This window comes from Cocleimonas flava (genome assembly GCF_004339015.1).
Classification (GTDB): Bacteria; Pseudomonadota; Gammaproteobacteria; order Thiotrichales; family Thiotrichaceae; genus Cocleimonas; species Cocleimonas flava.
Genome location: NZ_SMFQ01000003.1, coordinates 193127 through 205377, shown reverse-complemented (window position 1 = coordinate 205377; position 12251 = coordinate 193127). Strand labels below are relative to the sequence as shown.

Genomic DNA, 12251 nt, shown 5'->3' with positions numbered 1-12251 from the left:
GGGTTGATAAACACTTACGAGAAATTTAAATGACAACATATTCTGGCCAATGTTTGTGTGCTTCCATCAAATATGAAGTGTCTAAAATAGAGCCTAAAATGGGGCATTGTCATTGTTCGATGTGTCGTAAATTTCATGGCTCTGCCTTTGCCACTTTTGGCGAAGCTAAGCGTGAAAATTTCAAATGGGTTGAAGGCGAAGAACACTTGCAAAGTTACACAGCAGACAATGGAACTATCCGTAAATTTTGTCCAAAATGCGGTTCCAGTCTCATTTTTCAGGACTCCATAGAGTCTACGGAGCTTGTAGAATTTGCTCTAGGCACGCTTGATAGCGATATAGATCTGAAACCAGACGTACATATATTCGTTTCATCAAAAACAAACTGGCTAGACATCAAAGATGATTTACCGCAGTTTTTGGGCAATAGAAGCAGCAAGCTAATAAACGATAACGAATAATACGTTCCTTATATATTCATTTCCTTACATTTTGAGTTCTAAAAAAGGCCCCCAAAGTAGGGGGGTGCCTTTATAGGTATCTACGACTTCTTTGTTACTTCTCTTATGTATTTTCCTTTATCTATTTACACAATACATCTGCGTAATCCATTTGTTCAATTTATGTCCAAAAATACCCAATAGATCATTATTTAAAACTGCACTAGTCATTATGAAATAAATAACAATATTGAACTAATCAAGGTTTATAGGTACTTAATAGCTATCAGATTATTTAGTAAGTACTAATATTCTTAATTAACTTAAGAATGTAGTTTAGAAAATTACGCTAAGCTACTTTAATTTAAAGAAAATAACTTTATAATCCTCATCGATTTAATTTTTTATATTCAAATAAAGGAAGTAGTTCAATGAAATTTTCATATGGTGTAGTTTGTGTAGCAATGGCATTAGGTTTATCTGCTTGTTCTGATGATAAAACTGATAAATCATCAGATGCTGCAACAAACGTAGTAGAGAAAGCAAAAGTAGCAACAAGCAAAGCAGTAGATGCTACTAAAGATGCTGCAGGTTCTGTCGCTGATAAAGCTAAAGAAGTAACAGATTCAGCAACTGAAAGTGTTTCTAAAGCGGCTGATACAGCAGTTGAAAAAGCAAAAGAGACCGTTAGCGAAACTACTGAAGCGGTTAAAGAAAAAGCGGCTGAAATGAAAGATAGCGCTGTAGAAAAAGCAACAGAAATGAAAGACAGTGCCGTGGAAAAAGCAACTGAAATGAAAGACAGTGCAGTAGAAGCGACTAAAGAGAAATCTCAGGAAGTAATGGATGCTGCTAAAACTTCAGGATCAGCAGCGATGGAAAAAGCGTCGTCTATGACTGACAGCGCCAAAGAAGCAGTTTCAAAGACAACTGATAATATGATGGATAAAGCGAAAGAAGCAGGAAGCTCTGTGATGGAAAAAGCTGTTGAAATGAAAGATTCGGCAGGTAACCTGATCAAAAGTGAAGAAGCTGCACCTGTGTTAAATAACTAATCCGAAATCTATCTTAGATTATTTAAAATACCGGCTTATGTCGGTATTTTTTTGTCTAAAAAAACCGCCCAAAGTAGGGGGGTGGCTTATACTTGTTTAAAACCTTCTAAATAACATTAAACAATTGCAAAGGTATGATAAATGCTTGAATTGAGACCTACTTGTGAGAATTGTAATAAATCGTTAGCTGCAGATTCAAATGAGGCCATGATTTGTACTTACGAATGTACATTCTGTAGAACCTGTGTGGAAAATATCTTGCAGGGTGTTTGCCCGAATTGCGGAGGTAACTTTTGCCAAAGACCTATTCGTCCTGCCAGTAAATTGTTAACGCATCCAGCCAGCACAAAAGTTGTGTTTAAACCTGTTACTTAGATCTGATTGGTAATAAATAACATTCAAATTTGAATCGCTACTTACTCTGCTTGGTAACTATTATTACTCGAAAGCTTTATTAAGATTTTAAGGATAAAGAATAACGCTGTTTTTTTATTAAGCATACTCTTGTTTATAAATCACTCTAGTTTACGACTTGCTCTAGCTATTCAAACTAGTAAACTCCCCACCCACAATATTACTCAAGGAAAGAGATAAAATGATTTCTGGTTTTTTACAGGGCATGAAATATGCGTTTAGCGGTTTTTCACTGATTACCAAGAAGGGTATTCGTCCTTTTGTACTTATCCCTTTGGTGATTAATATTGCTGTCTTCTCAGTTGCAATCTGGCTTGCTTCATCTCAGTTTGAAGCGTTGATGAATTATTTAACTGGCTGGTTACCCAGCTGGATGCCTGATTTTATTAAAACGGGGCTTGAATGGTTACTATGGCCCTTGTTTGCGATCCTGATTTTAATCGCTGTGTACTATACGTTTACTATTATCGCCAATCTTATCGCGGCACCTTTTAATTCCATTCTGGCCGAACGTGTGGAACAACAACTCAAAGGTCAGCCAATAACAGAACAGAAAGGTTTTAAAGCGCTGTTGAAGACTTTGGGCAAAACCATGGGAAGTGAGGTCAGCAAAGTCCTTTATATGTTGAAATGGGTGCCACTGCTATTACTGATTAGTGTTATCCCTGTGGTTAACGTCATATCACCCTTTGCCTGGGGTATCTATGGTGCGTGGATGTTATCGTTGCAATACACTGATTTTGCCATGGGTAATCATCAGTTGTTTATTAAGGAAGAGCTTCCTCTTTTACGAAAAAATCGTTCTATGGCACTAGGTTTTGGAGGTGTACTGACTGTATTGATGATGATTCCCATCGTTAACTTTTTCGTGATGCCTGTAGGTGTTGCTGGCGGAACACGATACTGGGTTGAATCATTATCTAAGCAAAAGTCCACGAACTATTAAACCCAGCTAAAACCTAACTATAAACATAATTAACTTATGTTTATAGACACAAAAAAGCCTGCAATTTAGCAGGCTTTTTTATTTTATGTGATTAACTATTTAGATTTCTACGCTGTGGTAAACATTCTGAACATCATCATTATCGTTAAGCAAATCTAGTAATTGTTCAAACTGCTCTAAATCTTCACCTGTTAATGGCGCAAGATTTTGTGCCAAATATTGGATTTCATCAACTTCAAATTCATCTACTAGAGGCTCTAACGCTTGTTTCGCTTTGAAGTACTCTGTATTTGGCGCGAAGACTGAAATCATACCATCTTCATTTTCGATATCAGTAACATCTACATCTGCTTCCATTAATGCATCTAGTGCAGCTTCTTCATCTTCGCCCTTGAATACAAAAATTGCAGAGTGGTCAAACATGTGGCTAACGGTGCCCGGTGTTCCTATCTTGCTTTTTGATTTAGTAAAACACTGGCGAACATCACCAAAAGTACGGTTTGGATTATCAGTTAGGCATTCGACTAATACCATGCTGCCTGCAGGACCAAAGCCTTCGTAAAGTGCAGGTGAGAAGTCTTCCCCGCCACCGCCTTTTGCTTTATCAATCGCTTTGTCGATTACATGGGTCGGGACCTGGTCTTTCTTGGCACGATCAATCAAACTGCGCAAGGCTAGATTGCCATCAGGGTCAGGACCGCCAGCTTTTGCACAAACGTATATTTCACGTCCGTATTTACTGTAAACCTTTGCCTTCATATCTGAAGTCTTGGCCATTGACTCTTTGCGGTTCTGGTAGGCTCTGCCCATTACAATCTCTCGGTTAAATATTAAAGGTGCAAATACTACAGTTAAGTCAGCTTGATGTGAAGTAACTCATGGTATTAGTCGTAGAAGTAAATGTGTTCGCACTATTAGTTTGTAGTGTTAACAGCAAAAAAGCCCCCAAAGTGGGGGGGTGGCTTGATGAAATTTACTCGTTATATACGAACAGTTATTTAAATACCTGTTCTCGCATTTGGTTGATTTGATCCCTGACTGCTGCCGCTTCTTCAAACTCCAGATCTTTAGCATGCTGGAACATTTTCTTTTCCAGTTTAACAATTTCTTTTGCGATTTTATCAGGTGATAGTGTAGAGTAATCTGCCGCTTTATCAGCAACTTTATCTAATTTCTTATTCGCGCGGCCACGCATCGAACTGCCATAAGCACCTTCCATAATATCCGTGATTTTCTTTGCGATACTTGTCGGTGTAATGCCATTCTCTTTATTGTGCTGGATCTGTTTGGTTCGACGACGGTCAGTTTCATCTATCGCCGCTTGCATCGATTTTGTGACGTTATCTGCATACAAAATTGCTCTACCTTCAGAGTTTCTAGCGGCACGTCCTATGGTTTGTATTAATGAGCGTTCTGAACGCAAAAAACCTTCTTTATCTGCGTCGAGTATTGCTACTAAACTGACTTCGGGCATATCCAAGCCTTCACGTAATAAATTGATGCCGACTAAGGCGTCGAACTCACCTAAACGTAAATCACGAATAATTTCGACGCGCTCAACTGTATCAATATCTGAATGCAGATAACGTACACGTTGACCATGATCAAGCAAATAGTCTGTGAGATCTTCTGCCATGCGCTTGGTTAATGTGGTAATCAGTACACGTTCGTTTTTAGCGGCACGATCACTGATTTCTGACATCACATCATCAACCTGAGTGAGAACGGGTCTAATCTCAATGGTTGGATCGAGTAAACCAGTAGGGCGCACCACTTGCTCGGCAACGTTATCACTGTGTTCTTTTTCGTAATTGCCGGGTGTTGCAGAAACATGAATCACTTGAGGCACAAGTTTCTCAAACTCTTCAAAACGCAAAGGACGATTATCTAAAGCTGAAGGCAATCTGAAGCCGTATTCAACCAGATTGGTTTTACGTGAAAAATCACCTTTATACATGGCGCCGATTTGAGGAATGGTGGCATGTGATTCGTCGATGATGACTAATGCTTCATCCGGTAAGTAATCAAGTAGACATGGTGGCGGGGCTCCTGGTGGGCGACCAGATAGATAGCGTGAATAGTTTTCAATGCCTGAGCAATATCCGACCTCAACTATCATCTCGATGTCGTATTGCGTACGTTCTTTAAGGCGTTGTGCTTCGACTAATCGATTCGCCTCGTATAGCACTTCCAGTCTTTCTTTGAGTTCTACTTTTATTTTTTCTACGGCTTCCAGCATGATTTCTCTAGGAGTAACGTAATGCGTCTTTGGATAAACCGTCAGCCTTGGGACTTTACGTAAAACTTCACCCGTTAAAGGATCAAAGTAACTCAGCGTTTCAACTTCGTCGTCAAATAACTCAACACGAACAGCTTCCAGATCTGAGTCGGCAGGATAAATATCGATGACTTCACCGCGTACGCGATAAGTGCCACGGGAGAGTTCAAGATCGTTGCGCGTGTATTGTAATTCAGTGAGTCTATGCAATATCGCGCGCTGGTCTATTCTATCGCCGCGATTTAGGTGCAACATCATTTTCATATACGATTCAGGATCACCTAAACCATATATGGCTGAAACAGTGGCAATGATAATGGTATCTGTTCTTTCCATCATCGCTTTCGTTGCAGAAAGACGCATTTGCTCGATGTGTTCGTTTATTGAAGCATCTTTTTCGATATAAATATCCGAGGCAGGCACATAAGCTTCTGGCTGATAATAATCGTAATACGAAACGAAATATTCCACCGAATTATTCGGAAAGAATTCTTTCATCTCACCATACAACTGCGCCGCTAAGGTTTTGTTGTGGGCCATTATTATTGTTGGGCGTTGAGTTTGCGCAATAATATTTGCCATGGTGAAGGTTTTACCCGACCCTGTTACCCCAAGTAATGTCTGATGCATCAGGCCATCGTTAAGACCTTCGACCAAAGATTTTATGGCTGTTGGTTGATCGCCAGCAGGATCAAACTTTGTTTCTAAATTAAAAGTGGTTTGCATACAGATTCTTGTTTACTCATTTGTAAGATAGAGTATATTTCAATCTATTCTAGTTTCGGAAAATTTTTAATGTCTATTCAGTTATCCAATCGCGTACAGCGTGTAAAACCTTCTCCTACGCTAGCTATGAGCGCCTTAGCTCAAAAGATGAAAGCAGAGGGAAGAGATGTTATTAACCTTGGTGTTGGTGAACCAGATTTTGGTACACCAGAACACATTAAATTAGCGGCTATCGCTGCAATTAATGATAATAAAACCGGATATACAGCAGTTGATGGTATTAGCGAATTAAAACAGGCAATTATTGCCAAGTTTAAAAATGATAACCAGCTCGAATATGCGCCCGATCAGATTCTTGTATCATGTGGGGGCAAACAGAGTTTTTCAAATCTTTGTCAGGCTTTATTGAATGATGGTGACGAAGTTATCATACCGGCACCTTATTGGGTGTCTTACCCGGATATGGTTCTTTTAGCAGGTGGTGAGCCAGTTATTGTCGAAGCTGATCAAAAACATCACTTTAAACTAACGCCAGAATTACTTGAAAACGCCATCACAGATAAAACGCGTTTGTTTGTGATTAATAGTCCATCAAACCCAACTGGTGTGAATTATTCATACGATGAATTAGCAGCATTAGGACAAGTGCTTTTAAAGTACCCCAACATTATCGTGGCTACAGATGATATGTACGAACATATTCTGTTTAACAACGCCGAGTTTTCTAATATTTTAAACACTACGCCAGAACTTTATGATCGTTGTATTGTGCTAAACGGTGTTTCTAAAGCATACGCTATGACGGGCTGGAGAATTGGCTACGCTGCAGGTCCTGCTGATCTGATTAAAGGCATGAAAAAAATTCAGAGCCAGAGTACATCTAATCCAACCTCTATATCACAATATGCTTCAGTAGCTGCCTTAAACAGCAGCCAGGATTGCATTATTCCTATGCTGGTAGAATTTAAAAAACGCCATGATTATGTGGTGGGTGCGTTAAATGCGATTGATGGCATCGAATGTCTTGAATCAGACGGGACATTTTATTGTTTCCCCAACGTTAGTGGTTTGATTGATCGTATTGATGGCGTGTCAAATTCTGCTGAATTATCAGAATTTTTATTAAGTGAAAAAGGAATTGCACTTGTGCCTGGAAGTGCTTTCGGCTTAGAAGGGCATATTCGTTTGTCTTTTGCTACGAGCATGGACAATTTGGAAAAAGCGATTGAGCGAATTGCTTCTTTATAAATAAATTTGTGATCAGTAAATAAATAAAGACTTGATAGTGTAATAAACTATTAAGCCAGTATTGCCTGATTTCTTCATTGAAAGAAATCAGGCTTAAAGTAGGGGGGTGGGTTTAGTTTTTTACTTATCGATCTTTCTTTAGTTAAGACTGTTTTGCTTGCGTGGTTTAACTAGAAACACCGTACTCAACTCTGTAGTTTCTTATTCTGGATAGTAATTCATCATCTTTTGCTGTTTCTTCTATATGTTGAATCACATTATCCAAGCCAATTATTTTAATCACTTTTATACCATAACTTTCTTCTACTTCTTGTACTGCAGATAACTTACCAGTGCCACGCTCCTGACGATCTAGAGAGATACAAATACCTGCTATTTCAGCGTTGTTTTGCTGAACAATATCCGCAGCTTCTCGACATGCAGTACCCGCACTAATGACATCATCAACAATTAAAACTTTGCCTGTGAGTGGTGCTCCAACGATATTGCCACCTTCGCCGTGATCCTTAGCTTCTTTACGGTTATAGGCATAGGGTAGATCAATTCCATGTTTTTCATATAAAGTGGCACTGACAACCGCTACCAATGGGATGCCTTTATAAGCCGGGCCAAATAACATATCAAATTCAACACCAGAATCGACGATTGCTTGCGCATAATAATCTCCTAATTTTGCTAATGATGAGCCTGTTTGAAAGAGGCCAAAATTAAAAAAATAAGGACTGAGGCGGCCAGATTTAAGGGTGTATTCACCAAATTTAAGTACATCATTTGCTATGGCAAAATCGAGGAATTCCTGTTGATATGATTTCATGATATTCAATTTGTAAGAAAATAAAAGCTAAGTATAGCTAAGCTTTTGTTTTAAGCGAATGTTTCGTTCGTCGGGAACTTTTTTCTATTTTTACGGATATGATATTATGGCTTTATATAATCAAAATAATCGTAAAAGTTAAAGGGTAAGTAAATAAGATGAAAAAGATAGTTGTGCTAGGTTCTGTTCTATTAATTACATTATCTGCTCAAGCTGGTTTATATCGTTGGGTTGATGACGCGGGAAACGTTCATTTTTCTGACAAAGTTCCAGCAGCTGCCTCTACAAAAACTCATTCTAAATTAAACAAGACAGGTGATGTTACCAAAACGGTAGATCCTGCTTCGATCCAGAATGAAATAGATCTGGAAAAAATCGCGGCTAATGAGAAAGCGAAAAAAGAAGAAATACAACGAATCAAACAAGAAGCTCTCGATATTGTTTACAAGAGAGATGATTATTTATTAGCTACTTATGAAAACGAAGATGAATTAAAACATTCTTTTGAAAGCAAAATTAAAATGCTTAAAGGGAATTCAAGAATTCTTGAAGCTCAGAATAATGTATTAACCAAAAAAATTGCAAATCTGGAAAAGAAAGTCACTAAGGTTACACATAAAGATACGTTGCTTACTTTAGCCGGAAAAATTGTAAATATTAATAAGACTATTGTGCAATATAAGCAAGCATTAGAAGAAAATGAAACTCAAATTGCTAAATTAAATTCAGACTACAAAACTGATTTGGAAAGATTTAAAGAGTTAACAAAGTAAATTCTTCGTTAGAAAAAAATAATAATGATAAAATTTAAATCAAAATATATCGCGGTAATTCTCTGCTTATACCTGCCCGTAGAAGCTGCGTATTACCGTTGGACAGATGATAATGGTAAAACCCATTACTCATATAGCGTACCTGCGTCTAAATCTCAGCTTGGTCATGTAGTTATCAGCAAGCAGGGTTTAGAAACAGAAAAAGTCATGTCTGCTGAAAAGAAAAGACAAATCAAAGAATTGGCTGATTTAAGAGCCATGAAAAAGCTACAGGCTGATAAAGAAAATAAGATTAAAGAGTTTCAAGCCGCCGAAGACAATTTATTACTGTCTGTATTTAGCAGTGAAAAAGAATTGGTTAAAGCCTATGACAGTAAACTACAACTTGCTCAAGTCACCATCGATCTGTTGAAAGGCAGGCACAAAAAACAATCTATTAAGTTAGAAGTGTTAGAACAAAAACACGAGAGAATGGTAGATATTAAGCACAAACAGGCTTTAGAAAAGCAAATTGATGTGGTTCTCGATAATCTCAAGATATACCAACAAGCTATTACAGAAAATCTCATAGAAAAAGATAAAGTTAAAGGTGAGTTTGAAACTACATTGGCTAGATTCCAGAAGCTGATGGTAAAACCAGCTTCTGAATAATCTGTGTCTGCATTGACTATATTTGCCTAGCTAGCTTAGCTAAGTTACATAGCCTATTAATAAATCAAGATCGATTAATTACTATAGTTAGCCAGCACACTTTGTAAGACTTCTTTCTCTAATCTTGCGCCAAATGTAGCTACAGTTCTAGCTGCAGACTCACTTGCCAGCATTCCTGCATCTTTGTCACTCATTCCTTGTGTTAGTCCGTACATAAAAGCACCTGCAAACATATCACCAGCACCATTGGTATCTATAGCAGTTACTTTATTCGCTTCTATATCTACTTTATTGCCATCAGAAAAAACCATTGCACCTTTATTCCCCTGGGTGACAACCAGTTTATTAGTCAATTTTTGTAATTCCGTAATTGCATCATGTAAATCGGTTTTTCCGGTGTAAGTGCATGCTTCTTCTTCATTGCAGAACAATACATCAACACCGTCTCCAATAATTTCACCCACGCCGTCTTTAAAGTAGGTAACCATGGCTGGGTCAGAAAACGTAAATGCAGTTTTAACGTTGTTCTGTTTAGCAATTTTACGTGCTTCTAATGCAGCATTTCGAGAAACATCTGAGGTTACTAAATAACCTTCGATGTATAAGAATTCCGAATTAATTAAGTCATCAATATGCAGATCATCTACTGAAAAGTCTGAAGTGATACCAAGGTAAGTATTCATGGTGCGCTCAGCATCATCTGTAACCATGACGATGCATTTACCTGTTATGCCATCGCCTTTGATTTGATCTAATTTTGTTGTAACACCAGCTATAGCCAAATCTTTCATGTAAAAATCGCCAGTCTCATCATCCGCAACTTTACAGGCATAGAACGTTTTACCACCTAATTGGCTTATTGCAACGATAGTGTTAGCTGCTGATCCACCGCCAGCTCTTTTTTTCAGACCGAAGTTTTCTTTTAAATTAGCGAGTAAACTGCTTAATTGATCTTCTTCAATTAATGTCATTAAACCCTTTTCAATGCCGTTTTCTGCAAGAAAAGCTTCGCTAACTTCAAATTCTTTATCGACTAACGCATTGCCAATGCCGTATACATGGTATTTCATAGAAAGTGTCTCTTGATAAAATTTAATATTTGGCGCGTAATTTAACAGATTTTGATAAAAACAAATACTTGAAATACGATACAATAGCCACATAATCTTTTAATAAAAATACGGAGAAATTTGTACTTAAATGAATTACCAACATATAAATATCCCTGAGTCAGGATCAAAGATAACAACTAACAGTGACTTCTCGTTAAATGTTCCGGATAAGCCAATAGTTCCGTATATAGAAGGGGATGGTATTGGTATAGATATTACTCCAGTGATGAAGAAAGTTATCAATGCTGCTGTTGAAAAATCTTATGGTGGTTCAAAAGAAATCCAGTGGATGGAAATCTTTGCCGGAGAGAAAGCCACTAAAGTCTATGGTGCAGATGTCTGGATGCCAGAAGAAACCATGCAAGCTATTAAAGATTATGTTGTGTCCCTCAAAGGTCCTCTAACAACACCAGTAGGTGGAGGTATCCGATCTCTCAATGTAACACTAAGACAGGAATTGGATTTATATAATTGTTTACGACCAATTCGCTACTACGATGGAACACCAAGCCCAGTACGTGAGCCTGAAAAAACGGATATGGTTATTTTTAGAGAAAACTCTGAAGATATTTATGCTGGCATTGAGTGGGAAAGTGGCACCCCAGAAGCGAAAAAAATCATCGACTTTTTACAGAATGAAATGGGTGTAACCAAAATTCGTTTTCCTGAGACTTCTGGTATTGGTGTAAAGCCAGTTTCAAAAGAGGGAACAGAGAGATTGGTTCGAAAAGCTCTTCAATATGCCATTGATAATGACAAACCAAGTATGACATTGGTTCATAAAGGCAATATCATGAAGTTTACTGAGGGCGGCTTTAAACAATGGGGTTATGAATTAGCTAAAAATGAATTTGGCGCAACCGAATTAAACGGTGGTCCATGGCTTTCATTTAAGAACCCTAAAACAGGTAATGAGATTATCGTCAAAGACGTCATCGCTGATGCCTTTTTACAGAACATATTACTTCACCCGGAAGATTATGATGTCATCGCCACACTGAATTTAAATGGTGATTATATTTCTGATGCATTAGCAGCTCAGGTTGGCGGTATAGGTATCGCACCTGGTGCAAACATGTCAGACACGATTGCATTATTTGAGGCTACGCATGGAACTGCACCACCAATTGCTGGTCTTAATAAAGCAAACCCTGGTTCCATTATTTTATCTGCTGAAATGATGTTAAGACATATTGGATGGGTCGAAGCAGCGGACTTAATCGTGAAAGCATTATCCGGAGCAATCGCAGCTAAAAAAGTTACTTTTGATTTCTCCTCTCAAATGGATGATGCAACAGAAGTAAGTTGTTCAGAGTTTGGTGATCAAATGATTTCTCATATGTAAATTCTTGATTATTATTTTGATCGTCAACAGAGAACAAAAAGTGAGAGTAAGAGAACAAAGAAATGCCAGCTAAACAGTTAACAAATCAATATATGATAAGCAGGAATGTAATAGTAAACCATTCAGATGATGATATTGACCATGAGTCAGGTTTGGTGGTGCAAGAATCCCGCCCAGAAGTAGCCGAACCTAAACGATATATGGTTATACTTGTAAATGATGATTTTACACCGATGGAATTTGTCGTAGAAATCTTACGACAGTTTTTCAACCTCGATGAAGAAGCAGCTACTCGAATTATGCTGAATGTTCATACTAAGGGGAAAGGTGTATGTGGAGTTTATTCTAAAGACATTGCAGAAACAAAAGTTGTCATGGTAAATGAGTTTGCTAGAGAGCATGAGCATCCTTTACTTTGCACTATGGAACAAGCTTAGTGACGAACTATA

At 38.0% G+C, this 12251-nt stretch carries 13 protein-coding genes; 9 read left to right on the top strand and 4 right to left on the bottom strand.

The genetic code is table 11. The annotated features are described in order from the left end of the window. Positions 1-29 precede the first annotated feature (29 nt). The 4 genes from EV695_RS07060 (at position 30) to cysZ (ending at position 2855) form a co-directional block, all read left to right on the top strand. Positions 30-461 (top strand): GFA family protein, encoded by a 432-nt coding sequence (locus EV695_RS07060; protein ID WP_131905253.1) that lies wholly within the window; start codon positions 30-32, stop codon positions 459-461. A gap of 410 nt (positions 462-871) precedes the next feature. Further along, positions 872-1495 carry a hypothetical protein gene (locus EV695_RS07055; protein ID WP_131905252.1) on the top strand — a complete coding sequence of 208 codons (624 nt, stop codon included), beginning with the start codon at positions 872-874 and terminating at the stop codon, positions 1493-1495. 141 nt (positions 1496-1636) lie between these two features. Next, positions 1637-1870 (top strand): DUF1272 domain-containing protein, encoded by a 234-nt coding sequence (locus EV695_RS07050; RefSeq protein ID WP_131905251.1) that lies wholly within the window; start codon positions 1637-1639, stop codon positions 1868-1870. 220 nt (positions 1871-2090) lie between these two features. Continuing rightward, the gene (gene cysZ / locus EV695_RS07045) at positions 2091-2855 is read left to right on the top strand and encodes a sulfate transporter CysZ (RefSeq protein ID WP_131905250.1); all 765 of its coding nucleotides are present in this window, start codon (positions 2091-2093) and stop codon (positions 2853-2855) included. Between the two features lie 99 nt (positions 2856-2954). Here the strand turns inward: cysZ and EV695_RS07040 are convergent, their stop codons facing one another. Together EV695_RS07040 and uvrB are read right to left on the bottom strand one after the other, a co-directional pair. Beyond that, complete coding sequence (locus EV695_RS07040; protein ID WP_131905249.1) at positions 2955-3665, bottom strand: YebC/PmpR family DNA-binding transcriptional regulator; 711 nt, start codon at positions 3663-3665, stop codon at positions 2955-2957. A gap of 184 nt (positions 3666-3849) precedes the next feature. Further along, entirely contained in the window at positions 3850-5859 is a 2010-nt protein-coding gene (gene uvrB, locus EV695_RS07035) for an excinuclease ABC subunit UvrB (RefSeq protein WP_131905248.1), read from the bottom strand. A 69-nt stretch (positions 5860-5928) separates the two neighbouring features. Here uvrB and EV695_RS07030 point away from each other — a divergent pair, with 69 nt between their 5' ends. Further along, the gene (locus EV695_RS07030; RefSeq protein WP_131905247.1) at positions 5929-7107 is read left to right on the top strand and encodes a pyridoxal phosphate-dependent aminotransferase; all 1179 of its coding nucleotides are present in this window, start codon (positions 5929-5931) and stop codon (positions 7105-7107) included. A 166-nt stretch (positions 7108-7273) separates the two neighbouring features. On the opposite strand, the gene pyrE is transcribed toward EV695_RS07030, so the two are convergent. Beyond that, positions 7274-7921, bottom strand: coding sequence for an orotate phosphoribosyltransferase (gene pyrE, locus EV695_RS07025; RefSeq protein ID WP_131905246.1), 648 nt, complete (start codon positions 7919-7921; stop codon positions 7274-7276). A 158-nt stretch (positions 7922-8079) separates the two neighbouring features. Between pyrE and EV695_RS07020 the strand changes: the two genes are divergently transcribed. Then, positions 8080-8694: a DUF4124 domain-containing protein gene (locus EV695_RS07020; protein WP_131905245.1), complete on the top strand. Its 615-nt coding sequence runs from the start codon at positions 8080-8082 to the stop codon at positions 8692-8694. Between the two features lie 24 nt (positions 8695-8718). Next, the gene (locus tag EV695_RS07015; protein ID WP_131905244.1) at positions 8719-9345 is read left to right on the top strand and encodes a DUF4124 domain-containing protein; all 627 of its coding nucleotides are present in this window, start codon (positions 8719-8721) and stop codon (positions 9343-9345) included. A 74-nt stretch (positions 9346-9419) separates the two neighbouring features. Here EV695_RS07015 and EV695_RS07010 read toward each other — a convergent pair whose 3' ends face one another. Then, positions 9420-10415 (bottom strand): adenosine kinase, encoded by a 996-nt coding sequence (locus EV695_RS07010; RefSeq protein WP_131905243.1) that lies wholly within the window; start codon positions 10413-10415, stop codon positions 9420-9422. Between the two features lie 130 nt (positions 10416-10545). On the opposite strand from EV695_RS07010, the gene icd reads away from it, so the two are divergent. Then, positions 10546-11802: an NADP-dependent isocitrate dehydrogenase gene (gene icd / locus EV695_RS07005; RefSeq protein ID WP_131905242.1), complete on the top strand. Its 1257-nt coding sequence runs from the start codon at positions 10546-10548 to the stop codon at positions 11800-11802. A gap of 92 nt (positions 11803-11894) precedes the next feature. Continuing rightward, complete coding sequence (clpS, locus tag EV695_RS07000) at positions 11895-12239, top strand: ATP-dependent Clp protease adapter ClpS (protein ID WP_131906125.1); 345 nt, start codon at positions 11895-11897, stop codon at positions 12237-12239. The last annotated feature ends 12 nt before the right edge of the window (positions 12240-12251 follow it).

Excerpts from the sequence above, each read along its gene's own strand:
- EV695_RS07060 (WP_131905253.1), top strand. The coding sequence starts at position 30 with ATGACAACATATTCTGGCCAATGTTTGTGTGCTTCCATCAAATATGAA.
- EV695_RS07055 (WP_131905252.1), top strand. The coding sequence starts at position 872 with ATGAAATTTTCATATGGTGTAGTTTGTGTAGCAATGGCATTAGGTTTA.
- EV695_RS07050 (WP_131905251.1), top strand. The coding sequence starts at position 1,637 with ATGCTTGAATTGAGACCTACTTGTGAGAATTGTAATAAATCGTTAGCT.
- cysZ (WP_131905250.1), top strand. The coding sequence starts at position 2,091 with ATGATTTCTGGTTTTTTACAGGGCATGAAATATGCGTTTAGCGGTTTT.
- EV695_RS07040 (WP_131905249.1), bottom strand. The coding sequence starts at position 3,665 with ATGGGCAGAGCCTACCAGAACCGCAAAGAGTCAATGGCCAAGACTTCA.
- uvrB (WP_131905248.1), bottom strand. The coding sequence starts at position 5,859 with ATGCAAACCACTTTTAATTTAGAAACAAAGTTTGATCCTGCTGGCGAT.
- EV695_RS07030 (WP_131905247.1), top strand. The coding sequence starts at position 5,929 with ATGTCTATTCAGTTATCCAATCGCGTACAGCGTGTAAAACCTTCTCCT.
- pyrE (WP_131905246.1), bottom strand. The coding sequence starts at position 7,921 with ATGAAATCATATCAACAGGAATTCCTCGATTTTGCCATAGCAAATGAT.
- EV695_RS07020 (WP_131905245.1), top strand. The coding sequence starts at position 8,080 with ATGAAAAAGATAGTTGTGCTAGGTTCTGTTCTATTAATTACATTATCT.
- EV695_RS07015 (WP_131905244.1), top strand. The coding sequence starts at position 8,719 with ATGATAAAATTTAAATCAAAATATATCGCGGTAATTCTCTGCTTATAC.
- EV695_RS07010 (WP_131905243.1), bottom strand. The coding sequence starts at position 10,415 with ATGAAATACCATGTATACGGCATTGGCAATGCGTTAGTCGATAAAGAA.
- icd (WP_131905242.1), top strand. The coding sequence starts at position 10,546 with ATGAATTACCAACATATAAATATCCCTGAGTCAGGATCAAAGATAACA.
- clpS (WP_131906125.1), top strand. The coding sequence starts at position 11,895 with ATGATAAGCAGGAATGTAATAGTAAACCATTCAGATGATGATATTGAC.